This window comes from Paludibacterium denitrificans (assembly GCF_009707705.1).
Classification (GTDB): Bacteria; Pseudomonadota; Gammaproteobacteria; order Burkholderiales; family Chromobacteriaceae; genus Paludibacterium_A; species Paludibacterium_A denitrificans.
Genome location: NZ_WLYX01000001.1, coordinates 761,963 through 786,862 on the forward strand (window position 1 = coordinate 761,963; position 24,900 = coordinate 786,862).

The following is a 24,900-nucleotide window of genomic DNA, read 5'->3' on the forward strand; positions in this document are numbered from 1 at the left end:
ATTGTCTACAATCCAATATTTACCCGTAGCCCGAGCCCGGTTAGTATGACCGCCCCGCGCTCAGGAGAATACTGGTGACAGACCAGAAAAAAGCTTATCTTTTCGGCCTTTCCGCCGTGCTTGCCTGGTCGACGGTAGCCACGGCCTTCAAGCTCAGCCTCAGCTACTTGAGCCCGGCACAACTGCTGCTATATGCCAGCCTGGCATCGTTACTCAGTCTGTGCGGCGTTCTGGCCGCCACAGGCAAACTCCCGTTGCTCTGGCCCACCTTGCGCCAACACTGGCGCCGCTCGCTGCTGCTCGGCGCGGTCAACCCCTTTATTTACTACCTGATTCTGTTCAAGGCCTATGCCTTGCTACCGGCACAGGAAGCTCAGTCCATCAATTACACCTGGGCGCTGACCATGACGCTACTGGCCGTACCGCTGCTGAAACAGGCACTGCGCTTAAGAAGATATCGTGGCAGCACTGACCTGCTATCTCGGGGTACTGGTTATCGGCACGCGTGGCGAATTATTGTCCCTGCATTTTTCCAACATGCAGGGCGTGGCCTATGCCTTGGCTTCGACACTGTTGTGGGCTACTGGATTGCCAACACCCGCGATCAACGCGACCCGCTAGTTGGCCTGACCCTCAACTTTGCCCTGTCGCTACCGTTATCGCTGGTCTGGTGTGCCGTCACCGGACAACTCACCAGCGTGGCATGGCAGGGTATCGCCGGAGCGGCTTACGTCGGAGCACTGGAAATGGGCTTTACCTTTGCCCTGTGGCTGACCGCGATGAAGCTCACCCGCCACACCGCCAGCATCGCCAACCTGATCTTTCTGTCGCCGCTGTTGTCATTAGGTTTGATTCACCTGATCGTCGGCGAAGCCATTCTGCCCTCTACCCTGCTAGGGCTGGGATTGATCCTGACCGGGCTATTGATCCAGAAATGCTGGCAGCGCGGACGCTGAACGCGGCAGAGGATGACAGCAAGCTAATTCCCTTCACGCCAAGCCAACTGGTAGCAAGAATGCGTTGAAAATGCCAAGATGTCGTGATTCTTGGCGAAGCGTCATGGACAATGGCAAAAGACATGCTGATGGCGCAAGGAACACCACCGATCATGAAAAGCATCAAAACCCGGCTACTGCTCTGGCTGATGGCCAGTATCACCGTGCTGACCGGCCTGTGCGGCGCCTTGTCTTACCAGCATGAAAGCTCGCCGAGCAAAACTATCAGGACTTGCGCCACGCGCTGCAGCAGCGGCTGGCGTTATCGCTGCCCCACAGTGTCTGGCAACTGGACGAAACCGCAATGCGGCAGATTCTGGATGCCGAACTAGGCTGGCCAGCCATCCACGCCATTCGCCTGCACGACGATGCCAATCTTAACGTTGGCCGTATCCGCGATGAGCGCAACATGCTACGCGACATGGCGCCCTCGGAACGCCCGACCGCTGATGATCTTCTCACCCTTCCCATCGTTTATCAGGGCAAGGGAAACACTCGGCGTTGCCACCGTCTACCTGTCACGTCAGGCCCTGCGTGACCGCCAGCAGCAGCAGGTACTGGAAATACTGCTGCTGATCGCCGTACTCAACGGCGGGGTATGCCTGCTGATGGCAATCAATCTGCAACGGTTGGTATGGCAGCCGCTGCGCCAGCTACTTGAAGCCATGGAAAGTTCGGCCAACGATAGCGTTCCGGCGGTAAACAACGCCAGCGAATGGACCCCGGCCAGACAGCGTTTGCAGCAACTGCGCCAGCAACTGGTCACGGCACAAACTCGCGCCACCGAAGCCGAGACAGCGGCACAGCTGGCCCATGAGCAGGTCGAACACAGCGAACAAACCTTGCAACACACCAGTCAGGCCCTGTTGGCGACGCAGCAACTGGCTGCCTTGGGCGGACTGGTGGCTAAGCGTCACCCATGAGATCAGTCAACCTGTCGGCCTGATGCTGACCACGGCATCGGATTTGGCCAGCACAACCTCCCGCATCAGCGAGAAACTCAACACCGGCGCCATGAGCAAGGGAGAGTGGCAGACGTATCTGGAAGCGGCACAGCACTATGAGGAACGACTGCTCGCACAGGCAGGCAGTGCCTCAAAGCTGATCCAGAGTTTCAAACAGATTGCGCTGGACCAGAGCCAGCCGGTGCGGCGCGATTTTCAGCTCAACCGCTATTTGCATAGCATCATCACCAGCCTGCAACCGACCTTGCGCCACACCACGGTAAAGGTACAAATCCAGTGCGAGGACGATCTGATACTGGACAGCTATCCGGGAACGTTTGCGCAGGTGATGATCAACTTGCTGCTGCATGTCGTGCAGGCAGGGTTGGCCGAACAGCCCACGGCGGAAATTCACATCGACGCGCAGCGCAACGGCCAGCAACAGCTGCTGCTGACCCTGCGGGATAATGGTCTGGGGCTATCGCCAGAACAGCTGAAGCACGTATTCGAGCCATCCTGGCAAACGGAAACCGCACAACCGGGCCATGTTTTGGCGTTAAACGTGATCGAAACGCTGGTACGGCAACAGCTGGGCGGAACGCTGGAAGTCAGCAGCGCCCCGGGGAAAGGGACGCAGTTCAACCTGTTGCTGCCCTTTATGGCACCTGGCCTGCACACACGCTAGCACCGGACAGGCCGAAACAGTCGCAGGCCATGCGTCATGACAGCCAGGCTCAAGCTGGCACGGGCAGGATCAGGCGACGTAAAACAGAATACTCAGGTACTGGCACACGCTGCCGCCCAGAACAAACAAATGCCAGATCCCATGACCGTGCCGGATCTTTTCATCATTGATGAACCAGTAAATCCCTACGCTGTATAACAGGCCACCGAGAGCCAGCCAGACCAGCCCGCCGGTCGGCAGCAGGGCCAGCAGCGGTTTGACCGCCACCAACACCAGCCAGCCCATTGCGACATACAGAATCATCGAGAGTAGCCGTGTCCGCCGCCCCAGCGTCAGCTCCTGCACGATGCCAAACACCGCCAGCCCCCAGCTCACCCCGAACAGTGACCACCCCCACGCGCCGCGCAATGTGATCAGCGCGTATGGCGTATAACTCCCGGCGATCAGCAAATAGATGGCCGAATGGTCGCATTTCTGCAGAATAGCCTTCGCCCGCCCGCGCACGCTGTGATACAGCGTCGAGATCAGATACAACAACACCAGCGTGCCGCCGTACAAGCTGAAGCTGACGACTTTCCAGGGCATCGCCCTGCTAAGCAATAGTCACCAGAACCACCAGGCCGGTAATGGCCAGCAATGCGCCAACCAGGTGGGAAATACCGTTAAAACGCTCCCCGTAATACATCACCATGTTCTCCGAAAGCGGCTTTAAGAACGGGCCGCGCCCCAAGCGGAGCGCCGCCAACCTTGTTAAAACGGCCTTGCTACCGAACGACACACGACGACGACACTCAGCGTTCGGCCAACCTTGCATTACCTGCATTTAATAGGGCAAGGATGGTCCGGGTTGGTTCCGTGTTTTAGCGAATTTGCATGAGAGAGCAAGCCGACAACATTCCCACCACCTGTCATGGCCGTTTTGCCCCCCACAAATTAAAACAGGCGAGCCGCAGCTCGCCTGTGATGCCGATACCAAACGCAGGAACTTAAGCGCCGAGCGCCGCCAGTACCTCGTCTCGTACGGTTTCCACGGCACGGGTGCCATCGATCTTGATGTATTTCGGCGCCTTGGCATCGCCGCTAGCCGCGCGCTGGCCGTAGAAGCCAACCAGCACTTCGGTTTGCTCGTGATACACGGACAGGCGTTTCTTCACGGTTTCTTCCTGATCATCATCACGCTGGATCAGGTCTTCGCCGGTCAGATCGTCCTTGCTTACCACCTTGGGCGGGTTGAACTTGATGTGGTAGGTACGGCCGGAGGCCACGTGCACACGACGGCCAGCCATGCGCTCGATGATGGCGCTGTCCGGTACGTCGATTTCCACCACGTAATCAATGTCCACACCGGCTGCGATCATGGCTTCGGCTTGCGGAATGGTGCGCGGGAAACCATCAAACAGGAAACCGTTGGCGCAGTCGGACTGGGCGATACGCTCTTTTACCAGGCCGATGATGATGTCGTCACGCACCGAGGCCGCTTAAGCATCCATGATGGCTTTGGCTTCCAGCCCCAGCGGCGTGCCTACTTTGACCGCCGCACGCAGCATGTCACCGGTGGAAATTTGCGGAATGCCGAATTTTTCTTTGATGAAGTTGGCCTGGGTGCCTTTGCCAGCGCCCGGAGCGCCCAACAGAATCAGTCTCATGTAATTACTCCTGTCAGTTTTATCTAGCGTTCGTTGTGTTCAGGTGAGTGCCGTCTTGATCGCGGCTTTTTAGCCTGTTCAGGCTGCGGCGAACAACGCGCGGACCCGTTCCCGAGTCTTGCGGCGTGTCCACCCCGGCAGGAGGAGCCTGCTCTACCCGCGCCACCATGATGGCATAGCCGTGCCACAACACACGCAATTGTTCCAGCGCCTCGAACACTTCCAGCGGCGCAGGAGACAGCGTGGTGTAGGTGGTCAGAAACCCAGCCTGGTAAGCGTACATACCAATGTGCCGCAAAACGGGTAAGTCTGGCGGCAAGACGTTTGTATCATGTGCAAACGCATCACGGGCATACGGTATCGGTGCCCGGCTAAAATAAAGGGCACGTCCAGCATGGTCAAGCACCACCTTGACCACATTGGGATTGAACATGTCGGCAGCGCTGTGCACGGGATGTGCGACCGTCGCCATGGGAACATGGCTGTTGGCCATCAGTTCGGCCAACGTGTCGATCAGCGCCGGGTCGATCAGAGGCTCATCGCCCTGCACATTGACCACGATGTCGCTGTCGGCCAAACCCAGCTGTTGTGCCACTTCCGCCAGACGGTCTGTGCCACTGGGGTGATCGGCGCGGGTCAGTACAGCCTCAACCCCGTGCGCAGCACAGGCGGCAATAATCTCGGCATGGTCGGTCGCCACGATCACGCGCGAAGCATGGCTGCGCGCGGCTTGTTCGGCAACACGCACCACCATCGGCTTGCCGTAAGCGATATCGGCCAGCGGTTTGCCCGGCAGGCGGCTGGACGCCATGCGCGCCGGGATGACCACGGTAAAACCGTTCATTTCACTTCTTCTTCCGGTGGCAGTTCGCGCGCCTCGGTCTCCAGCATCATCGGAATGCCATCCTTGATCGGGAAGGCCAGCCGGTCGCCTTTGCAGATTAATTCTTGATTGGTTTTGTCAAACACCAGCGGCCCTTTGCAAAGCGGGCACACCAGAATTTCCAGAAATTTAGCGTCCATGTCGTATCTTCAGTCGGGCTAGGATCCAGTCGGCAAGGTCGGGCTCAAGCTGCGCCGCCACTGGCAGAACCCATAGTCTAGCATGATTGCCGGGGGGCAACTTGACCGCGTCTTTGGCGGTGATGATCACGGCATCCGCCTCAGCGGGAATGTCCGCAACCGTCAGCGCATGATGATCGGGCAACGCCACGGTAGCGGCCAGCGTCACACCCAATTGCTGCAAGGTGGTGAAAAAACGTTCGGGATGGCCAATACCGGCCAATGCCACCACCTGCTGGCCCTGCAGCATCGCTTGCGTACAGCGTTGGGCCGGGTCATCCAGCCGGTACAACTCGCCCGGCTGCAAGGTCATGCCAAAACGGGGGACATCAGCTTACAGCGTCAGCAACGTTTCGGCCAACTTGCCATTGACCACGATGGCATCGACGCTTGCCAGACGGCTGGCTGGCTCACGCAACGGCCCGGCTTAAAAAGAGATGGCCGTTACCCAGTCCGCGCGCGCCATCCAGCACCACCAGCTCCAGATCGCGCCGCAGCCGGTAATGCTGCAAGCCATCATCCGTCAGCAACAATTGCAAATCGGGATGCTGCTGCAACAAATACTGCCCGGCCGCCACGCGGTTGCGCCCCACCACCACCGGGGCACCGGCTGCGGCCAACAGTAACGGTTCATCGCCAACCAGCTGGGCGGAACTCTGCGGGGTCACCGGTGGTTGGCCGAACATGACCACCGCCATAGCCGCGGCTGATGACGCCCACCTTGACCCCACGCGCCTGCAGCGCCTGCAGCAAAGCCACCGTCAGCGGCGTTTTACCCACCCCGCCGACATTGATATTGCCCACCACCACCACCGGCACCGGCAGCGCGACACTGGCGCACCAGCCGCGCCGGTACGCCAGACGCCGCACCCAGCTGATCAGAGCAAACAGCCCTTCCAGCGGAGCCAGAAGGGCTGTCAACCACAGTGTGGGGCGATACCAGTGCCGTTCCAGCCGCGTCACTGTCCCCCCGCCTGAGTGGCAAAGGTCAATTGAGTCAGCCCCGCCTCGCGGGCAGACTCCATCACGGTAATCACCGACTGATGCGTTGCCTTGGCGTCGGCATTGATGATCACCACAACGTCTTTCTTGCCCGCTGCCGTGTCCTTGAACAAATTCACCAGCCCGGCCTTGTCACCGGCGGCCAGCTTGCGCTCACCCACCATCATCTCGCCAGCTAAGCCGAAACGGCCACGTTGATCTCGGTGGTTTTTTGCTGCACGACCTCACCCTGCGCCGAGGGCAGGTTGATTTTCATTTCAGAGAATTTGGAATACGTGGTAGTGACCATCAGGAAAATCAGGATCACCAGCAACACGTCAATCAACGGGATGAAATTGATTTCCGGCTCTTCTCGGGAGCGACCGCGACGAAAGTTCATAATAAGCATCCGTTACGCATCCGAGCCGTTCTTGCGATCGCCATGCAGCACTTCCACCAGCTTCACGGCCCGGGACTCCATTTCTACCAGCAAGCCATCAACCTTGGCGCGGAAATGGCGGTAGAACATCATGCTGGGGATGGCCACGATCAGACCAAACGCGGTGTTATACAACGCCACGGAAATACCGTGCGCCAGTTCCTTGGGGTTGGCACCGGACGGCGCTTGCGAGCCGAAAATCTCGATCATGCCCACCACGGTACCCAGCAAGCCAAGCAGCGGCGCCATGGCGGCAATGGTGCCCAGCGTGGTCAGGTAGCGCTCCAGCTGATGCGCTTCCACCCGGCCCTCGTCCTCGATGGACTCCTTCATGGCTTCACGGCTGCCGGAAACATTGCGCAAGCCCGCGGCAAACAGACGGCCCAGCGGCGAATGGTTCATCAGCGACTGCAGCAACTCGCCGGACGCACCGCTGCGTCGATACTGCTGAATGGTCAGCGCCAACAGGCCATTCGGTGCTACGCGGGAAGCGCGCAGGCTGAAAAAACGTTCAAAAATAATGGCAAGCGAAACGACCGAAGCGGTAAGTATCGTCCAGATCGGCCAGTAACCGCTTCTATGATTGACCACACGGGGCATTCTCCAAGGCAGTCCTAAACGTTAAACTTTAGCGTTGAACGGGGGCGCTCGGCAACCGTCGGCGGTTTTTTTCCTGATTTAGCGGCGCTGGTTCGCAAACCGTTTCAAGGAAATTCGCTAAGCCATGATTTTGTAAGGGAATTTCAGCAACATCCACAAAAGCTGTGGATAAATTTGTTGATAACACGGTGCACAGCAGCGCAAAAGCCCGTCCCGTCAAGGTTCCCATTGGTTTGCCCGAAAATTGGACAAACACAATAAGCATTTGATTTTATTGATAATTAAAAACATCACTCGTCCGTTAGTGACGAGCTTTGTCCGACAATTTACAGACGAAAACATGCAGAACGCATGTTGTGGATGACTTGACAACCATGATTTTCAATGCCCTGAACAGCGACGTCATCAGCGTCTCCTCCCTCAACCGCATGGCGCGCGACCTGCTGGAATCGGGCTTGCCACCGATGTGGATTAGCGGCGAAGTGTCCAACCTGACGCTTGCGGCGTCGGGCCATGCCTATTTTTCGCTCAAGGATGGCGGCGCGCAGGTGCGCTGTGTGATGTTTCGCCACAAGCTGGCGGTGTTGGGGTTTCGGCCAACCGAAGGCATGCAGGTCGAACTGAAGGGGCTGGTCACCTTGTACGAAGCACGCGGCGAGTTCCAGATCAGCGTGGATAGCATGCGTTCGGCGGGTCTTGGGCGGCTATACGAGGCGTTTGAGCAGCTCAAGAGCAAACTGACGGCAGAGGGATTATTCGACGCCGCTCGCAAACGTCCAATTCCCAGCCACCCGGCCGCCATCGGCATCGTCACCTCGCTAAGCGGCGGCCGCCTTGCGCGATGTGGTCACCACGCTGCGACGGCGCATGCCGGGGATACCGGTCATTCTCTATCCAACGCCGGTGCAGGGCGGCAGCGCTGCGGCGCAGATCGCCCAAGCCATCCAGCAGGCCAGCCAGCGTCAGGAAGTGGAAGTGCTGATTGTCTGCCGTGGCGGTGGCAGCATTGAGGATTTGTGGTCATTCAATGAAGAGGTGGTGGCGCGAGCCATCGCCGCCTGTCGCGTGCCGGTGGTCAGTGGCGTGGGGCACGAAACCGATTTCACCATCTGCGATTTCGTCGCCGACCGGCGCGCGCCCACGCCCACGGCAGCGGCGGAACTGGTGTCACCCAGCAGGGAACACCTGCTAGCCCAGCTGGAACATGGTAAACGCGGGCTGGAACGGGCGCTAGGGCGGCTACTGACCGACAAATCACAGCAGCTGGATTTTCTGTCGCGCTTAGCTGGCTCATCCCGGCGAAAAACTGCAACGCCAACAGGAAAGCCTGCGGCAGGCAAAAGACCGGCTACAGCGCCGGTTGCACACCTTGTTCGACCAGCGCCACTGGGCGCTGCAAATGGCGCAGGCACGGCTGGCACGGCATCAGCCGGATCTGAACGCACATCAGCGCCAGCTCGCCATGTTGTCCAGTCATCTGACACGAGCCAGTCAGACGCTACTTCGCCAGCAACAGCAACATCTGGCACGACTGGAAATCGGCCTGACCGCACTGAATCCGGAAGCCGTGCTGGCACGTGGCTATGCCATTGTGCAGAAACAGGATGGCCGGGCCGTCAAAAGTGCGGAGGAACTGCACAACCATGAGCGCGTGTTGTTAAGGTTGGCCGAAGGCAGTACCGAAGCCATCATCGACCACCCACAGGGTGCGCAGCCGGAACTGCCGTTTTAAGCCGCGCACGTGATCACGCTTGACAGCAACGGCGAAATTTCACAGCATGGAACAATTAAAACAATCGTTTGATTTATCCGGCCATGAACTGCCTGCTGCCCTGACCAAACTCATCATCAACCTGTGGCCGCCTTTCCGCGGTGCAGGTATCCGCGTCACCCACCTGTCTGCCGACTGGCGTCAGGCAGAGGTGCAATTGAAGCTGGGGCTGACCAATCGCAATTATGTCGGCGTGCATTTTGGCGGCAGCTTGTACGCCATGACCGACCCGTTTTTCATGCTGCTATTGATGCAGCAGCTGGGGCCGGACTACTACGTGTGGGACAAGGCGGGGCACATCGACTATGTCAAACCGGGGCGCGGCACGGTCAAGGCACGCTTCCATGTGGACGAAGATCTGGTGAGCCACATCCGTCAGCAGACGGCAAGCGGTGAAAAATACCTGCCGCAATTGCAGGTAGAAGTGCACGACCAGCACGGCGACGTGGTGGCCCGGGTGCACAAGACACTCTATATCAAACGCAAAAAAGACCGCTGAGGCGGTCTTTTTTTCCTTAATGGCACAGCAAACAGTGTGCAGCCAAGCAGGGCGCTTCAGTCACCAAAACCACAGAACACTTCGCGCATCATGCGCAGCACTTCCAGTGTACGCAAATCACCCACGCGGTAGTAGACCCGGTTGGCATCGCGCCGGGTACGGAGTACGCCCTTGTCGCGCATGATGGCCAGATGCTGGGAAATATTGCTCTGTGAGGTGCCAACCTGCTCGACGATGTCTTGCACGCTGACCTCCCCCTTCTGCCAGCACCGAAATGATTTTCAGGCGCAGGGGATGCGACATGGCCTTCATGGCCCGGGAGGTCTGCTCGATCTGGTCATCATTGAACAGCAAGGTGCGAACTCCTAACGATGGTCATTATTTAGTGGTCTGATTACGTTACAATACTCGCCAACTCGCTACAACGCCTACCACCATCAAGAATTTCTAATATTCCTAACGAAATACATCATGAAGACTATCACGCCGGTTCTGCTACTGATCATGGATGGATTCGGACATCGTCAGGAAGGTGACGACAACGCCATTCTCCACGCCAACATGCCCAACTGGACGCGACTGCGCCAGGATTACCCCTACGGTGTAATCGACGCCTCGGAAAGCTACGTCGGCCTGCCGGGCGGGCAGTTTGGCAATTCGGAAGTGGGCCACCTGAACATTGGCTGCTTACCGTATCGTGCAACAGGACATCAGCCGCATCGATTGCGATATCGAAGCACCTTTGCCCAAAACCCGGTGTTGGCCGAAGCCATCAACCAGGCCAAGCACAGCACGCTGCACATCCTGGGCTTGTTGTCCGATGGTGGCGTACACAGCCACGAAAACCACATTCATGCGCTGATCCGCAATGCCCGGGCACAAGGTGTGCAAAACATCGCCATCCACGCCTTCCTAGACGGCCGTGACACGCCGCCGCGCAGCGCCGAGGCTTTACCTCAAGCGGCTGGACGCCGTGTTGGCCGAATGCCCGAATGCCCATCTGGCTTCGGTGTGCGGCCGGTACTGGGGCATGGACCGCGACAAGCGCTGGGAACGCGTGCTAAGCCTACCAGCTGCTGGTAGAAGGTGAAGGGCTGTATCACGCCGACAGCGGCCTGCAAGCGCTGGCCGACGCCTATGCCCGTGACGAGAATGATGAGTTTGTCAAAGCCACCGCCATCGGCGCCAAAACGGTGATGCAGGACGGCGATGTCGCGGTATTCATGAATTTCCGCGCCGACCGCGCCCGCCAGCTCACCAGCGCCCTGACAGACCCGAGCTTCGACGGTTTTCAGGCACGCCAGCCGAAACTGGCGTACTTCGCCACCCTCACCTCCTACGGCGAAGCCTACAAAAACCCGGTGGCCTACGCGCCGCAGAAAATCCACAACGGCTTTGGCGAATATCTTGCATCGCTTGGTCTCAAGCAATTGCGGATTGCCGAAACCGAGAAATATCCGCACGTGACCTATTTCTTCAACGGCGGGGAAGAACAGGTGTACCCGGGTGAAGAGCGCATTCTGGTTGCCTCGCCCAAAGTGGCCACCTATGACCTGCAGCCGGAAATGAGTGCGCCGGAAGTCACCGACAAGATTGTCGAAGCCATTCAGTCCGGTCAGTACCAAGCCATCATCTGCAATTACGCCAATGGCGACATGGTGGGCCATACCGGCAACTTTGCTGCGGCCATCAAGGCGGTGGAAGCGCTGGACGTCTGCATGGCGCGTTGCGTCGAGGCCATGCGTGCCGCCGGTGGCGAAGTGCTGATCACCGCCGACCACGGCAACTGCGAAATGATGCACGATGCCGCCAACGCGCAACCGCATACCCAGCACACCCTGAACAAGGTGCCATTCCTCTATGTTGGCCGAAACGCTACCATAGCCGACGGCGGTGCGCTGCGAGATATCGCCCCGTCGCTGCTGGCCATGATGGGCCTGCCGCAACCGGCGGAAATGACCGGCCGCTCGCTGATCAACTTCCAGTAATACTGCTGTCGTCTGCACGGCAGGGCCCCTCGGCCCTGCCTGCGGCTACCGACTACACGGAACAGGAATGAAACCCTACCTGCTAGTTGCCCTGCTCTCCGGCGCCGCCCAAGCGGCCACGCCTCCTCAACCCTGTCGACCGCGCCGCACCAGCAGACGCTGCAGACGGTGCGCAAGCAAATCGACAGTCTGAAAAAAGATCTGGCGCAAAAGCAGGTGGTGCGCAAGGAAGCGCAATCGGCCATTCAGGAATCGGAACAGGCCATCCGCCAAACCAGCCGGGCAATTGCCACGCTGGAGCAACAACAGCATGCCTCGGCCTCGCAGTTGGCCGAACTGCATGCGCAGCTGGAAAACTCGCGCCACAAACTGGCTAAGGCGTACGCCAGCGCGTGACCCAGATGTTGGCCCGCCAGTACAAAAACGGCCAGCACGACGCCATGGCGCTGATGCTCAACGCGCATGATCCCAACCAGACCTCGCGCGACCTGACCTACTACCAACATATTGCCCAGTCGCAGCAACAATTGGTGACGGCGCTGGTCCAACAGCAACGTCAGCTGGAAACGCTGTCGGCCCAACTGGAACAGCAGGTGGATCGGCTGGATCACCTGTCCAGCAGCAAAAGCCGGGAAAAACGCTCGCTGCTACAGGACAAAACCAGCAAGCTGGCGCAACTGGGACGAATCGACGGCGAAATCCAGCATGGCCAGAGCAAGCTGTCGAAACTGCAAGAAGATGAAAAACGCCTGACCAACCTGATCGCCCAGATCAACCGGAAATCAAACGGCGTCAGGCCGAAGCCGCACGGCAGGCCGCCATCGCTGCGCGCAAAGCGGCGGAAGCACGCAAGGCGAAACAGCAAGCCGCCATTCTCGCCGCGCGCAAGGAAAACGAACGACGCCGCAAGTTGGCCGAAAATGCCAAGAAACAAGGCAAGCCAGTGCCGCAGGAAGCACGCAGTACCGTAAAACCGGTGATCATTCCGGCCGAACCGGTACCGCGTGAAGACGCGGCCGACAGCAGCAACAGCGGGCGCGGTTTTGCCAGCTTGCAAGGCCGCATGAAACTGCCGGTTGCCGGGCAGATCGTCGGCCACTTTGGCAGCGCCCGCTCCGAAGGCACCAGTTGGAAAGGCTTGTTCATCAAAACCGGCGCTACCAGAGCGTACGCGCGGTGGCCGATGGCCGGGTGGTATATGCCGACGGACTGCGCGGCTTTGGCAATGCGGTCATCGTGGATCACGGTGGCAACTACATGACGGTGTATACCGGCTTGTCGGCCATCGGCAAGTCCGTGGGTAGCAGTGTCAAAGGTTGGCGACAGCCCTGGGCAGCACCGGGGCACTGGACAGCGGCGAATCTGGACTGTACTTTGAGATCCGACACTTGGGTCGACCACTCAACCCGCAATCCCGGGTACGCTGATACCGGGAACGGAGACGAACGAATTCATCATGACAAGCCAACGAATCAAGAAAATGGCCCGGCTGGGCGCCGGAGCCCTTGCCGGTGGGGTACTCACCCTCAGCCTGCAAGCGTTTGCCGACAAGGAAGTCGCCACACTCCCCCTGAATGAACTGCGCACCTTTGCCGAAGTCTTTGGCCGCATCAAACAGGATTACGTGGAACCGGTAGAAGACAAGAAGCTGATTGCCGATGCGATTAAAGGCATGCTCACCGGGCTTGACCCACACTCCGACTACATGGATGCCGAAGCCTTCAAGGAACTAAAGGAAGGTACGCAGGGCGAATTTGGCGGGCTGGGCATTGAAATCGGCGCCGAAGACGGCCTGGTCAAGGTAGTCGCCCCGATCGAAGACACCCCGGCACAGCGCGTCTAGCATCAAGAGCGGCGACCTCATCATCAAGATCGACGACACACCGGTGCGCGGCCTGAGCCTGAACGACGCCGTCAAACGCATGCGCGGCAAACCGGGCAGCAAAGTCATCCTGACCATCGCCCGCAAGAGCGAAGCCAAGCCGATTGTGGTCAGCCTGACACGCGCCGTCATCAAGACCAAGAGCGTCAAAATCAAGCTGCTGGAACCGGACTACGGCTATGTGCGGATTACCCAGTTCCGGGAACACACCACCGATAACCTGGCCGATGGCATCGCTACGCTGTACAAGGAAAACAAAAAACCGCTCAAAGGCATGATTCTGGACCTGCGCGATGATCCGGGCGGCCTGCTGAACGGTGCCGTCGGGGTTGCCACCGCCTTCCTGCCGCCGAATGCGCTGGTGGTCTACACCGAAGGCCGTACCGCCGATGCCAAGATGCGGCTGACGGCCAATGTGCAGAACTACGGTCGCCCGGGCGCGGCCGATCCGCTGGCGCACCTGCTTACCGACGCGCACAAGGTGCCGCTGGTGGTGCTGGTGAACGGTGGTTCGGCCTCGGCCTCGGAAATCGTGGCCGGTGCATTGCAGGATCACAAGCGCGCCGTTCTGGTTGGCACGCAAACCTTTGGCAAGGGCTCGGTGCAATCCATCCTGCCGCTGGGCAACGCGGGAGGCATCAAGCTCACCACGGCACGCTATTTCACCCCGAATGGCCGCTCCATCCAGGCCAAGGGCATCGTGCCGGATGTCACGGTGGAAGATGCTACCGTTACCTCGGCGGAACAGGCCTTGCGCATCCGCGAAGCCGATCTGGAAAACCACTTGTCCAACCCCAACGGCGACGACAAGAACAGCAAGCCAGCAGTCAAACCGGGCGTGCCAAGCAAGGTTGTGCTTAAGCGCCAAAACCGGACAACAAACGTCCAGCGCCGAAGGATGACGCCAGCCAAGATAACCCGCGCGAGCCGAATCCGAAGAACGACTATCAGTTGGCGCAAGGTTTGAATGTGCTCAAGGTGCAGCAGATTCTGATCAAATAACCACTAACACCGGCAGCCGGTTCCCCGGCCACCCCACCGCCCTGTTGACCGCACCTGATGTGCCAGGCAACAGGGCGCTTTTACTGTAACGGCCAGCGCCGACGCGACTCCGGCATACCCCATGTCCTGACAGGTATGCCGGATTCCTGTTACGCTCCGCCATTAGCTGTCAAAACCGTCATGGCTGGAGTCCAAGCAAGATGTTGAATCGGGAGTTTGTTCTGTCTTTTCGTGAATCCGCCCCTTACATCAACGCCTTCCGCGACAAAATTTTCGTGGTAGCCGTCAGTGGCGAAACCGTGATGGAAGGTGATTTCCATAGTCTGGCCCAGGATCTCAACCTGCTGGTCAGCCTGGGCGTTCGCATCGTGCTGGTGCATGGTATCCGCCCGCAAATCGAGGCGCTGCTCAAACGCTACGGCATTGCCCGGCTCTTTCACCGCGACCGGCGCGTGACCGATGCGATGACGCTGGACATCGTCAAACAGGCCTCTGGTGCCACCCGCCACGACATCGAAGCCAAGCTGTCGATGGGCCTGCCCGATTCGCCCATGCATGGCGCCCACATCCGGGTATCCGGCGGCAATTTGCTGACGGCCCGGCCACTGGGCGTGCTGGACGGCATCGACATGCAGTACACCGGTGAAGTCCGGCGCATCGACAGCGAAGCCATCCACGCCCGACTCAATGCTGGCGAGCTGGTGCTGATTTCGCCGGTGGGCTACTCGCCAACCGGCGAAGCCTTCAACCTCACCATGGAAGATGTGGCCACCCACGTCGCCACCGCGCTCAAGGCGGAAAAACTGATCTACGTGATCGAAGGCCGCGGGGTGATCAATGCCGATGGCCGCTGCCTGAGCACGCTCACCGCGCATCAGGCGGAACAACTGTTGGCCGCCTGGCACGCTGGAAAAAGATGTCGCGGCCTATCTGCCCTACGCCGTGCGTGCCACCCGCAATGGTGTGCCGCGTGCCCACCTGATCAGCTGGAAGACGGCGCCCTGTTGGCCGAACTGTTTACCAACGGCGGCAACGGCACGATGATCGCACGCGATCCGCTGGTAAAAGTCCGCAAGGCCAATATCGACGACATAGGCAAGATCATCAGCCTGATCCGCCCGCTGGAAGAACAGGGCATTCTGGTCAAGCGCAGCCGCGAGCATCTGGAAATGGAAATTGGCGACTTTTCCGTGGTCGAGCACGACGACAAGGTTTATGGCTGCGTGATCATGCACCCGTATCCCGAATCCAGCATGGCAGAGCTGGCCTGTCTGGCCGTGGCACCGGAAAAACGCGCTGCCGGTTTTGGCGAAATGCTGCTGCGCCATGTGGAAAGCCAAGCACGCCAATTGGGCATGAAATCGCTGTTCGTGCTCACCACGCAAACGTCGCACTGGTTTGTCGAGCGTGGCTTCAAGGAAGCAAGGATGCCCTGCCGCCATCGCGCCAGCAACTGTATAACCTGCAACGCCGCTCCAAGGTATTCGTCAAGCCGCTATAACCGCGGTTTCGGCCAACCTTGTCGGCAGCATGGTTGGAATGGCAGTCATCTCTGTGACACAATACTGCAGTATTATTTCAGCCTAACAATGCAAGGAATCGCCATGGCAAGAACCGTTAATTGCGTCAAGCTGGGCCGCGAAGCAGAAGCCCTCGACTTCCCGCCGCTGCCCGGTGAGCTTGGCAAGCGCGTGTTTGAAAACGTCTCCAAAGAAGCCCCGGCAAGGCTGGCTGCGTTATCAGACCATGCTGATCAACGAAAATCGCCTCAGCCTTGCCGATGCCCGCGCCCGCCAGTACCTGAGCCATCAACTGGAAGCCTATTTCTTTGGTCAAGGCGCAGAAACGCTAGGCGGGTTACACGCCGCCGCAAGCCTGATCTGCCAGTTTGCCCAAGCCCTCCTCGCGAGGGCTTTTGCTTATGCAAACCCGCCGCTTGCCTAAGCGGCCGGGCAAGCGCAGGATTATCCAGACAGGCGGGGCATGCGCCTCACCGGCTCTTGGCATTGATTACTTCCTTACCGTCTACGTTTATTGGCTGAATTACCGTATGTCACAACCGCACGACTTGCTACTGAACCGCGAACTGGGCCTGATCGAATTTAACCGCCGCGTGCTTGCACAGGCGGAAGATCCGCGCCTGCCACTTCTGGAACGACTCAAGTTTCTGTGCATCGTTTCCTCCAATCTGGACGAGTTCTTTGAGGTGCGCATCGCCCTGGCTCAAGGAAACCGCCCACGTCACGCCGGAACGCATTCTGGCTGATGGCAAAACACCGGATCAGGCACTGGCCATGGTATCTGCCGCCGCTCATGCCTTGGTCCGTGAACAATACACAGTAATGAGCGATGTGCTGTTCCCGGCCTTGCGCGAGCAGGACATCATTTTCCTGCGCCGGGCCGAATGGAGCACCCAGCAACAGGAATGGATCAGCAATTTCTTCTTCAAGGACCTGATGCCCATCCTGACGCCGATCGGACTGGACCCTTCCCATCCGTTCCCCAAGGTGCTGAACAAGTCGCTCAACTTTGCCGTCGAGCTGGAAGGCCGCGATGCCTTTGGCCGCCAGTCAGGCATCGCCATCGTGCAGGCGCCGCGCATCCTGCCGCGCGTGATCAAGCTACCGCCAGAGGTGTGCGACGGCCATCGTCATACCTTCGTGTTCCTGTCGTCCATCCTGCACTCGCATGTGCATGAATTGTTCCCGGGCATGACGGTCAAGGGCTGCTATCAGTTCCGCGTCACCCGTAACAGTGAACTCAACGTCGAAGACGAAGACCTGAAAAACCTGCGCACCGCCTTGCAAGGCGAATTGCGCCAGCGCCAGTTTGGCGATGCCGTTCGTCTGGAAATTGCCGACACTTGCCCGCCACACATGGAGGAATTCCTGCTCACCCAGTTTGGCCTGCAACCCCGGGACGTGTACCGGGTGGATGGCCCGGTCAATCTGGTGCGCCTGATGCAATTGCCCGATCTGGTCGACCGGCCCGATTTGAAATTCCCGCCGTTCCGGCCGTCCCTGCCGGGCGTGCTGTCCAAGAAAACCCCGCTGTTTGAGGCTATTTCCAAGGGCGATATCCTGCTGCATCACCCCTACCAGAGCTTCCAGCCGGTTATCGACCTGCTGAATCTGGTGGCTACCGATCCTCGCGTGGTGGCGGTGAAAATGACGGTCTACCGTACCGGTACCGACTCGGTCCTGATGGACTCGCTCATTGCCGCCGCCCGCGCTTACAAGCAGGTAACGGTGGTACTGGAGCTGATGGCGCGCTTTGATGAAGAAGCCAATATCAGCTGGGCCAGCTTACTGGAAGACGCTCACGTGGTGTACGGCGTATTTGGCTACAAGGTGCACGCCAAGATGCTGATGATCGTGCGGCGCGAAGAGCACGGCCTGAAACGCTATGTGCATCTGGGCACCGGCAACTACCATCCGCGCACGGCCAGAATGTATACCGACTTTGGCCTGCTGACCTGCAATGAGCAGATCGCCAGCGACGTAAACGATATTTTCGTGCAACTGACCGGTCTGGGCCGCGCCAGCAAACTGCATTTGCTGTACCAAAGCCCGTTTACCCTGCACTCCATGGTGATGACGGCGATCCAGCGCGAGATCGAACACGCCGAAGCAAACCCGCGCAAATCATCGCCAAGATGAACGCGCTGCTGGAACCGCAAGTCATCCATGCGCTGTATCGCGCCAGCCAGGGCGGGCGTCAAGATCCAGCTGATTGTGCGTGGCGTCTGCGCGCTGCGTCCAGGCGTGCCGGGGCTGTCGGACAACATCAGCGTACGCTCCATCGTCGGCCGCTTTCTGGAACATCCGCGCGTGTTCTACTTCTTCAATGACCGTCAGGAAGACCTGTTCATTGCCAGCGCCGACTGGATGGGCCGCAACTTCTTCCGCCGCATCGAAACCTGCGTACCGATCATCGACCCGCGCATCAAGCGCCGGGTGATCAAGGAAGGGCTGCGCCTGTATCTGGAAGACAACGTCAATGCCCGGGAAATGCAGAGCGACGGTAGCTACCGGCGCAAGAGCAGCCGTGGCAAGGAACACTGCGCACAAAATACCCTGATGGCGGAATACAACGTCTAACGGTTTCGGCCAACCCTGTTCCCGACACCCGCTTGCCCCCGGCTCCGGCCGTGGTGCACGCGGGTGTTGTTTTATGTAGTTCCCTGTAAAGAAGCCGCGCAGGCCGATAGCAACAACCGCCGCGAAGGCAGCGCCATTTGGTAGAATGCCGCCATCTTCAAGCTGCAATCTGTATGGAACCTCTATGGCCCAATACGTAATGTCGATGCTCCGTGTGAGCAAGGTGGTGCCGCCCAAGCGCCAGATCATCAAGGATATTTCGCTGTCGTTTTTCCCGGGCGCCAAGATCGGCCTGTTGGGCCTGAACGGGGCCGGTAAATCCACCGTGCTGCGCATCATGGCTAAGCGTGGATAAAGAATACGAAGGTGAAGTTCAGCATCTGCCCGGCGTCAAGATCGGCTATTTGCCGCAGGAACCGCAGCTGGACAACGAAAAAACCGTGCGCGAGGAAGTGGAAAGCGGCATGGGCGATGTCATGAGCGCGCAAAAACGGCTGGAGGAAGTCTATGCGGCCTACGCCGATCCGGATGCCGACTTCGACGCGTTGGCCGAAGAACAGGCCAAGCTGGAAGCGATCATCTCCGCCGGTGCCAATGACAATGTCGAACACCAGCTGGAAATCGCCGCCGACGCCCTGCGCCTGCCGCCGTGGGACGCCAAGATCGGCCCGCTGTCCGGCGGCGAAAAACGTCGCGTCGCGCTGTGCAAACTACTGCTGTCCAAACCCGACATGCTGCTGCTGGACGAACCGACCAACCACCGGATGCCGAATCGGTGGAATGGCTGGAGCAGTTTCTGGTGCGCTTCCCCGGCACCGTGGTCGCCGTCACCCACGACCGCTACTTCCTCGACAACGCCGCCGAGTGGATTCTGGAACTGGACCGCGGTGAAGGCATCCCGTGGAAAGGCAACTACTCCAGCTGGCTGGAACAGAAAGAAGCGCGACTGGAACAGGAAGCCAAATCCGAAGGTGCGCGCATCAAGGCCATGAAGCAGGAGCTGGAATGGGTGCGTCAGAACCCCAAAGGCCGACAAGCCAAATCCAAGGCACGTTTGGCCCGATTTGACGAACTCTCCAGCGTAGAACACCAAAAACGCAACGAAACCCGGGAAATCTTCATCCCCGTGGCCGAGCGGCTGGGTAATGAAGTGATCGAGTTTGAAAACGTCAGCAAAGCCTTCGGTGATCGCTTGCTGATCGACAACCTGAGCTTCAAGGCCCCGGCAGGCGCTATCGTCGGCATCATCGGCCCCAACGGCGCCGGTAAATCGACCCTGTTCAAGATGATCGCCGGTCTGGAACAGCCGGATTCCGGCACGGTAAAAATTGGCCAGACGGTGCAGATGGCCTATGTTGCCCAAACGCGCGAAGGGCTGGAAGCGGACAAGACGGTATTCGAAGACGTGGCCAATGGTCAGGATCTGGTCAACGTTGGCCGTTTTGAAATGAGCAGCCGCGCTTATCTTGGCCGTTTCAACTTCAAGGGCGCCGACCAGCAGAAGAAAGTGGGCATGCTCTCCGGCGGCGAACGCGGCCGCCTGCATCTGGCCAAAACGCTGCTCAAGGGCGGCAACGTACTGCTGCTGGATGAACCGTCCAACGATCTGGACGTGGAAACCCTGCGCGCGCTGGAAGATGCACTGCTGGAATACGCTTAAGCACGGTATTTGTCATCAGCCATGACCGCTGGTTCCTCGACCGCATCGCCACTCATATTCTGGCTGCCGAGGGCGAGAGTCAGTGGACCTTCTTTGACGGCAACTATCAGGAATACGAAGCCGACAAGAAAAAACGGCTGGGCGAAGAAGGCGCCAAGCCAAAACGGCTGCACTACAAACCCATCAGCCGCTAAGCGCATCCCCCCTATTTCGGCCAACCTTGCTCGTCAGGGTTGGCCGAAATTGTTTTTCCGCCACATTTTTGCCACAGCTATTTTCAGCCTGCTTCCAGCCCTATTTTCAATAAGGTCATTGTAACAAACCTGTCAGCAATGCCTGCGGCGCCATCCCGCCAGCACTATTCCCTCTCTCAAGCATGGTTAAGGTTTGCTCGGTAAATTTCCCGCACAGCACGCCTATCCTCACAAATAAATTCATATGTCATTTTAAATAATGTCATAAATAACCGGATTTTTTCTTTACATATCAAGGCATCTATCTTTATCGAAACGAAAATTGAATTAGAGATCCAGTGAGAAAATTTGCATGCTACATACCATAATGACTAAGACATGAGCACGCACCGGATTAGCGCTACGTGCCGCTCGGGATATTAATTTTTGCCAAGGTTCTGCCGCACAACCGGCAACGAGATGGAGTCGGCTTAGTGAAATTTTGGACTGTATGGTCAGGCTGGACACGCCATATCCGGCGTCTACCACGCGTCAGACGCCAGCGGAACCAACCCGGGGCTGACTGGCTGGACAGCAGCCCCAACCCGCTGATTGTCATCCGGCCAGATGGCGGCATCCATTACATCAACCCCGCCGCGCAACACCTGCTCGGCTATGGTGGGACATCCCTGCTCGGCGCTTCACTACAGCGCATCTTGCCCAGTACCGGCGAAGGCGATATTCCGCTATTGCAAATGCTGTTTTCCCATCGCAGCCAGCGCCCTGATGGCTGCATGGGGCTGCGCCAGATGATTTGCCACGATGGCCGCAGCATCATGATGCTGATTGATGCTGTCGCCCTGCCCGATAATCTGGTCATGCTGGTGCCACGCCAGCCCTCGCAGCTCTATCCCGATCTGTCGCAACACTATTTGGCCAACCGTCTGCTCAAATCGACCAACCTCGGCGAGGTCGGCATTGGAACCTGGATTCTGCACATGGATAGCGGTGAACTGGTGTGGAGCGAGGAAATGCACCAGTTGTTCGGCACCCACCCCGCGTCGTTTCCGGCAACGCTGGAGGCCTATTACGAATGCATCCACCCGGAAGACCGGGACGATGTGCGCTTTGCTCTGGAGCAGCACACCCACGGCAACCAACCGTTTGACCTCGAATACCGCGTCGTGCGCGGCGACGGCAGCATCCGCTACATGCTGGAGCGCAACCACATTCACCGTCGCCCCAATGGCAGCATCGATCACCTGTGGGGCACCGTCGCCGACATGACCGTGTTCCGCGAACTACAGGAACAACTCAGCCTGTCGCAACTGGTGGTGGAATACTGCTCGGAAGGCGTGGCGATCATGAACGAATCGTTCGACTGGACCTTCGTCAACCCGGCGCTATGTGACATGACCGGCCTCAGCCGCGAAATGCTGCAACGCTCGCCCCCCATCTTCCTGCACCCACAAACCCATCAGCCGCTACAGTTGGCCGAAATGCTGCCCATGCTGATCAGCCATGGCGGCTTCTGGCAGGGAGAACTGGGCATTGCCCGCGCCGATGGCTATCTGCCGGTGCTCGCCTCACTCTCGGTGGCACACAGCAACCCGGGGCTGGAAGGCAAATACTATATCTGGACCTGCACCGACATCACACCAATCAAGGTCTACGAACGTCAGCTAACCGAGATGGCGTTTTATGATTCGCTCACCGGACTGGCCAATCGCACCTTGCTCAATGACCGGCTACAACAGGCACTGCATCACGCACGCCGGAAAAGGAAGGACTGGCACTGGCGTTCATCGACCTCAACGGCTTTAAAAACATCAATGACAGTTTCGGCCATGCCGCTCGGCGATGCACTGCTCAAGGAAGTCGCCTTGCGGCTGAAAGATGCCGTACGTGACTGCGATACCGTCGGACGCTGGGGCGGCGATGAATTCGCCATTCTGCTTCCCGACTGCCGCGGGCGCGAAGACGCCCTGACACTGGTGCAGCGCCTGCTATCCAGTTGTCGGCTCACGCGGGCCCATGTGCGCGGCGACATGCAGGTATCGGCCAGCATTGGCGTCGTGCACTACCCGGAACACGGGGCCGACCCATCCGGGCTAATTCAACAAGCCGACCAGGCCATGTATAACGCCAAACAATACGGTCAGGGCGTAGTCTGGATTTATGGAGAAACCCAACCTGCCTATGTGCAGGAACAACGTTGCGCCCGTGCCAACAGGCGCGCGGATGCGCCACCACAGCGCTGAGAGATGGCTTGGCAGCTGGCGCCAAGCCTGACGTACTCATCATAAATATTGCAGAACTGCCCATTTTGGGCGAGCATGATTTAAAACTATTCCAACATAAATGATGGATGCTCTTATGTGGCAACGCCTGACGCGGACGTTATTCAGTGGTATATGGCTGGCCTTGGTACCACTTGCCGTGCAGGCAGCCCCCAAGGTCGTCACCATCGCCTTTGGCGAATCCATGCCGCCCTACGTGATTCAAGAAAGCAACAGCGGGCTGGAAATGGATATCGTCCGGGCCGCGCTGAAGGCACAAGGCTACGATCTGACACCGGTCTATTACTCACAGGCGCGGTTACGCCTTGGGCTACGCTCTTCCCGCGTGGATGGCATCGCCACCGTCAATGACGTACCCGGCAACCTGTCCGACATCTACATCCGTTACGAGGATGTGGCCATTACCTTGGCGGAGCGCCATCTTTTGCTGCGCTCCATTGATGACCTCGCACACTACCGCGTACTCGGCTTTCCCCAAGCGGCGCATTATCTGGGAAAGCGGTATTACGCCATGGCGCAGCGCAACCCCAACTATAGCGAACCGCCCAATCAACTGGACCAGAACCGCCTGCTCTACCATAACGCCGCCGACGTCGTAGTAGCCGACCGCCGCATTTACCACTGGATGGATCGCCAGCTGCAGCAGGTCTACAATGAACGACCGCGTCCGGTGGAAGAACACGCCTTGTTCATGCGCGTGCCCTATCGGGTTGTTTTCCGCTCCGCCACCGTGCGTGATGCCTTCAACAGCCTTGCGCACCATACAGAAAAACGGCCAGTACGCCCAAATCCTGAACCATTACCCGTGATGCCCAGTCACAGCGCCGTAACCATTCGGCCAACCCCGGCATTGCCATCCATATAGACACATCGTGAACCGTTACCTGTTACCCAGCCTGATCCTGACCGGCACCACGGCCGGTTGTGCCACTTCCTTACCACAACCAGCACAACCGGTTTCTGCTCCGGTCGCCAGCACACCAGCCGAAGCCATCATCCTGCCCCCCGCAGAAATCGAGGCCCCCACTCCGCCCGTGGTCGTTCCCACCCCGACGGCCCCCAAACCTGTCGTCATCACGGAACAACAAGGCTTGGCAGATTCTGGACAAGACCCTGCCGCCACGCATTGCCGACCGCAAGGGCTGGTCAACCGACATCTTCAATGCCTTCAAATACCTCAAGCTGCCGTATACCCGTGAAAATTTCTGTGCCGTCAACGCCGTGATCGAACAGGAATCAAGCTGGCAATCCGATCCGGGCGTACCCAATCTGCCCGCCATCGTCTGGGGAAAAATTGCGGAAAAAGCACACCGTTACCTGATCCCGCTGCCAGTCGTCAAAGCCGGTTTGATGAAAACCTCGCCCAACGGCAAGAGTTACAAGGAACGCATAGACCATCTGCGCACCGAACGGGAGATGAATGATCTGTTCGAAGACATGAACAGTGAAGCCAAAAAACTGGGCCTGCCCGCCGAGAAGAGCAACCCGATCCGGACCGGCGGCCCGATGCAGGTCAGCGTCGAATTTGCCACCGCACACGTACAGGTCTGGCCCTACCCCTATCCACGCCGCAGTATCCGGCAAGAAGTCTTCACCCGCCGCGGCGGGGTGTATTTTGGCAGCGCCATCCTGTTACAGTATCCGGCCCCCTACACACAAATGCTGTACCGCTTTGCCGACTTCAATGCCGGTCGCTACAGCAGTCGCAATGCGGCCTTCCAGGGCTGCCGTCGAAAAACTGGGTGGGCGCAGGCTATCGCTGGATGGTGACCTGCTCAGCTACCAGAATGGCCGCCCCGCTGCCAGCACAACCGAGCAAGCCCTGCTCGCGCTTGCGGGCCGCTTGGGCATGAGCAGTGGCGAGATCCAGCGTGACCTGAAACTGGAAAAATTTGCCGGATTCAGCCAAACCACGCTGTACCGGAAAGTGTTTGCCTTGGCCGATCAGCGTCTGGGGCGCCCGGCTCCACGTGCCATCCTGCCGCAGATCGATCTGAAAAGTCCCAAGATCACGCGCAAGCTCACCACCGAATGGTTCGCCAAACGTGTCGAAGGACGCTACGAAAACTGTCTGGCACGTTCGAGATAAAAATTGGACAAACTACGCCAGTGGATAGCCTACCGCCGTGGCCTCCGCGCCGGACTCTTTGCCAAAGAAAGAGCCTGAACGCAA

At 58.7% G+C, this 24,900-nt stretch carries 23 protein-coding genes and 10 pseudogenes; 23 read left to right on the plus strand and 10 right to left on the minus strand.

Annotated elements, in window-relative coordinates:
• Positions 1-74: 74 nt before the first annotated feature.
• From GKE73_RS05220 to GKE73_RS05235, 4 genes are all read left to right on the plus strand, one after another.
• On the plus strand, positions 75-956 hold the full coding sequence (locus tag GKE73_RS05220; protein WP_230369345.1) for a DMT family transporter: 882 nt from the start codon (positions 75-77) through the stop codon (positions 954-956).
• Positions 957-1,227: 271 nt separating this feature from the next.
• Positions 1,228-1,533 (plus strand): hypothetical protein, encoded by a 306-nt coding sequence (locus GKE73_RS05225; RefSeq protein ID WP_230369346.1) that lies wholly within the window; start codon positions 1,228-1,230, stop codon positions 1,531-1,533.
• Positions 1,445-1,918 (plus strand): hypothetical protein, encoded by a 474-nt coding sequence (locus tag GKE73_RS05230; RefSeq protein WP_230369347.1) that lies wholly within the window; start codon positions 1,445-1,447, stop codon positions 1,916-1,918. The genes GKE73_RS05225 and GKE73_RS05230 overlap by 89 nt, the downstream gene beginning before the upstream one ends.
• A 22-nt stretch (positions 1,919-1,940) precedes the next feature.
• On the plus strand, positions 1,941-2,624 hold the full coding sequence (locus GKE73_RS05235) for a sensor histidine kinase (RefSeq protein WP_230369348.1): 684 nt from the start codon (positions 1,941-1,943) through the stop codon (positions 2,622-2,624).
• A gap of 69 nt (positions 2,625-2,693) precedes the next feature.
• Here GKE73_RS05235 and trhA read toward each other — a convergent pair.
• From trhA to GKE73_RS05275, 9 genes and pseudogenes are all read right to left on the minus strand, one after another.
• Positions 2,694-3,309 (minus strand): annotated as a pseudogene (gene trhA, locus GKE73_RS05240) (PAQR family membrane homeostasis protein TrhA).
• A gap of 301 nt (positions 3,310-3,610) precedes the next feature.
• Positions 3,611-4,270 (minus strand): annotated as a pseudogene (adk, locus tag GKE73_RS05245) (adenylate kinase).
• Between the two features lie 78 nt (positions 4,271-4,348).
• A pseudogene (kdsB, locus tag GKE73_RS05250) lies at positions 4,349-5,114 on the minus strand (3-deoxy-manno-octulosonate cytidylyltransferase).
• Positions 5,111-5,293 (minus strand): Trm112 family protein, encoded by a 183-nt coding sequence (locus GKE73_RS05255; RefSeq protein WP_230369349.1) that lies wholly within the window; start codon positions 5,291-5,293, stop codon positions 5,111-5,113. The pseudogene kdsB and the gene GKE73_RS05255 overlap by 4 nt, the downstream one beginning before the upstream one ends.
• Positions 5,283-6,295 (minus strand): annotated as a pseudogene (gene lpxK / locus GKE73_RS05260) (tetraacyldisaccharide 4'-kinase). The gene GKE73_RS05255 and the pseudogene lpxK overlap by 11 nt, the downstream one beginning before the upstream one ends.
• Positions 6,292-6,501, minus strand: a complete 210-nt coding sequence (locus GKE73_RS22600; protein ID WP_280954776.1) for an ExbD/TolR family protein — start codon at positions 6,499-6,501, stop codon at positions 6,292-6,294. The pseudogene lpxK and the gene GKE73_RS22600 overlap by 4 nt, the downstream one beginning before the upstream one ends.
• Positions 6,502-6,509: 8 nt before the next feature.
• On the minus strand, positions 6,510-6,722 hold the full coding sequence (locus GKE73_RS22605) for an ExbD/TolR family protein (protein WP_280954777.1): 213 nt from the start codon (positions 6,720-6,722) through the stop codon (positions 6,510-6,512).
• 3 nt (positions 6,723-6,725) lie between these two features.
• The gene (locus GKE73_RS05270; RefSeq protein WP_376767274.1) at positions 6,726-7,343 is read right to left on the minus strand and encodes a MotA/TolQ/ExbB proton channel family protein; all 618 of its coding nucleotides are present in this window, start codon (positions 7,341-7,343) and stop codon (positions 6,726-6,728) included.
• Between the two features lie 37 nt (positions 7,344-7,380).
• Complete coding sequence (locus tag GKE73_RS05275) at positions 7,381-7,617, minus strand: hypothetical protein (protein WP_230369351.1); 237 nt, start codon at positions 7,615-7,617, stop codon at positions 7,381-7,383.
• Positions 7,618-7,726: 109 nt separating this feature from the next.
• On the opposite strand from GKE73_RS05275, the pseudogene xseA reads away from it, so the two are divergent.
• Together xseA and GKE73_RS05285 are read left to right on the plus strand one after the other, a co-directional pair.
• A pseudogene (gene xseA / locus GKE73_RS05280) lies at positions 7,727-9,084 on the plus strand (exodeoxyribonuclease VII large subunit).
• Between the two features lie 46 nt (positions 9,085-9,130).
• Positions 9,131-9,622 carry a DUF4442 domain-containing protein gene (locus tag GKE73_RS05285; RefSeq protein WP_230369352.1) on the plus strand — a complete coding sequence of 164 codons (492 nt, stop codon included), beginning with the start codon at positions 9,131-9,133 and terminating at the stop codon, positions 9,620-9,622.
• Positions 9,623-9,678: 56 nt separating this feature from the next.
• Here GKE73_RS05285 and GKE73_RS05290 read toward each other — a convergent pair whose 3' ends face one another.
• Positions 9,679-9,867 carry an ArsR/SmtB family transcription factor gene (locus tag GKE73_RS05290; RefSeq protein WP_230369353.1) on the minus strand — a complete coding sequence of 63 codons (189 nt, stop codon included), beginning with the start codon at positions 9,865-9,867 and terminating at the stop codon, positions 9,679-9,681.
• Positions 9,868-10,126: 259 nt separating this feature from the next.
• On the opposite strand from GKE73_RS05290, the pseudogene GKE73_RS22610 reads away from it, so the two are divergent.
• The 17 genes and pseudogenes from GKE73_RS22610 to GKE73_RS22635 form a co-directional block, all read left to right on the plus strand.
• Positions 10,127-10,510, plus strand: a pseudogene (locus GKE73_RS22610) (2,3-bisphosphoglycerate-independent phosphoglycerate mutase); the annotation flags it as partial.
• Positions 10,511-10,595: 85 nt separating this feature from the next.
• Positions 10,596-10,712: a hypothetical protein gene (locus GKE73_RS22615; protein ID WP_312854368.1), complete on the plus strand. Its 117-nt coding sequence runs from the start codon at positions 10,596-10,598 to the stop codon at positions 10,710-10,712.
• Positions 10,713-10,746: 34 nt separating this feature from the next.
• On the plus strand, positions 10,747-11,610 hold the full coding sequence (gene gpmI, locus GKE73_RS22620; RefSeq protein WP_280955113.1) for a 2,3-bisphosphoglycerate-independent phosphoglycerate mutase: 864 nt from the start codon (positions 10,747-10,749) through the stop codon (positions 11,608-11,610).
• Between the two features lie 168 nt (positions 11,611-11,778).
• Entirely contained in the window at positions 11,779-12,006 is a 228-nt protein-coding gene (locus GKE73_RS05300) for a hypothetical protein (RefSeq protein WP_230369354.1), read from the plus strand.
• Positions 12,003-12,581, plus strand: coding sequence for a murein hydrolase activator EnvC family protein (locus tag GKE73_RS05305; RefSeq protein ID WP_230369355.1), 579 nt, complete (start codon positions 12,003-12,005; stop codon positions 12,579-12,581). The genes GKE73_RS05300 and GKE73_RS05305 overlap by 4 nt, the downstream gene beginning before the upstream one ends.
• A complete protein-coding gene (locus GKE73_RS24550) occupies positions 12,554-12,871 on the plus strand; it encodes a hypothetical protein (RefSeq protein ID WP_230369356.1) in 318 nt (105 codons plus the stop codon). The genes GKE73_RS05305 and GKE73_RS24550 overlap by 28 nt, the downstream gene beginning before the upstream one ends.
• On the plus strand, positions 12,802-13,188 hold the full coding sequence (locus GKE73_RS24555; protein WP_230369357.1) for a hypothetical protein: 387 nt from the start codon (positions 12,802-12,804) through the stop codon (positions 13,186-13,188). The genes GKE73_RS24550 and GKE73_RS24555 overlap by 70 nt, the downstream gene beginning before the upstream one ends.
• Positions 13,091-13,453, plus strand: coding sequence for a S41 family peptidase (locus tag GKE73_RS05320; protein WP_230369358.1), 363 nt, complete (start codon positions 13,091-13,093; stop codon positions 13,451-13,453). Before GKE73_RS24555 ends, GKE73_RS05320 begins: the two co-directional genes overlap by 98 nt.
• 28 nt (positions 13,454-13,481) lie before the next feature.
• Entirely contained in the window at positions 13,482-14,459 is a 978-nt protein-coding gene (locus tag GKE73_RS05325) for a S41 family peptidase (RefSeq protein ID WP_230371401.1), read from the plus strand.
• Positions 14,460-14,694: 235 nt separating this feature from the next.
• Positions 14,695-15,861, plus strand: a pseudogene (gene argA, locus GKE73_RS05330) (amino-acid N-acetyltransferase); the annotation flags it as partial.
• A gap of 237 nt (positions 15,862-16,098) precedes the next feature.
• Positions 16,099-16,373 (plus strand): annotated as a pseudogene (locus tag GKE73_RS05335) (oxidative damage protection protein).
• Positions 16,374-16,544: 171 nt separating this feature from the next.
• A pseudogene (gene ppk1 / locus GKE73_RS05340) lies at positions 16,545-18,594 on the plus strand (polyphosphate kinase 1).
• Between the two features lie 184 nt (positions 18,595-18,778).
• Positions 18,779-20,448 (plus strand): annotated as a pseudogene (ettA, locus tag GKE73_RS22625) (energy-dependent translational throttle protein EttA).
• Between the two features lie 473 nt (positions 20,449-20,921).
• Positions 20,922-22,688: a diguanylate cyclase domain-containing protein gene (locus GKE73_RS05360; protein ID WP_230369361.1), complete on the plus strand. Its 1,767-nt coding sequence runs from the start codon at positions 20,922-20,924 to the stop codon at positions 22,686-22,688.
• Positions 22,689-22,851: 163 nt separating this feature from the next.
• Positions 22,852-23,592 (plus strand): substrate-binding periplasmic protein, encoded by a 741-nt coding sequence (locus GKE73_RS05365; RefSeq protein ID WP_230369362.1) that lies wholly within the window; start codon positions 22,852-22,854, stop codon positions 23,590-23,592.
• A gap of 59 nt (positions 23,593-23,651) precedes the next feature.
• Positions 23,652-24,497, plus strand: coding sequence for a DUF1615 family protein (locus tag GKE73_RS22630; protein WP_312854369.1), 846 nt, complete (start codon positions 23,652-23,654; stop codon positions 24,495-24,497).
• Positions 24,436-24,816 (plus strand): DUF1615 family protein, encoded by a 381-nt coding sequence (locus tag GKE73_RS22635; RefSeq protein WP_280954778.1) that lies wholly within the window; start codon positions 24,436-24,438, stop codon positions 24,814-24,816. The genes GKE73_RS22630 and GKE73_RS22635 overlap by 62 nt, the downstream gene beginning before the upstream one ends.
• The last annotated feature ends 84 nt before the right edge of the window (positions 24,817-24,900 follow it).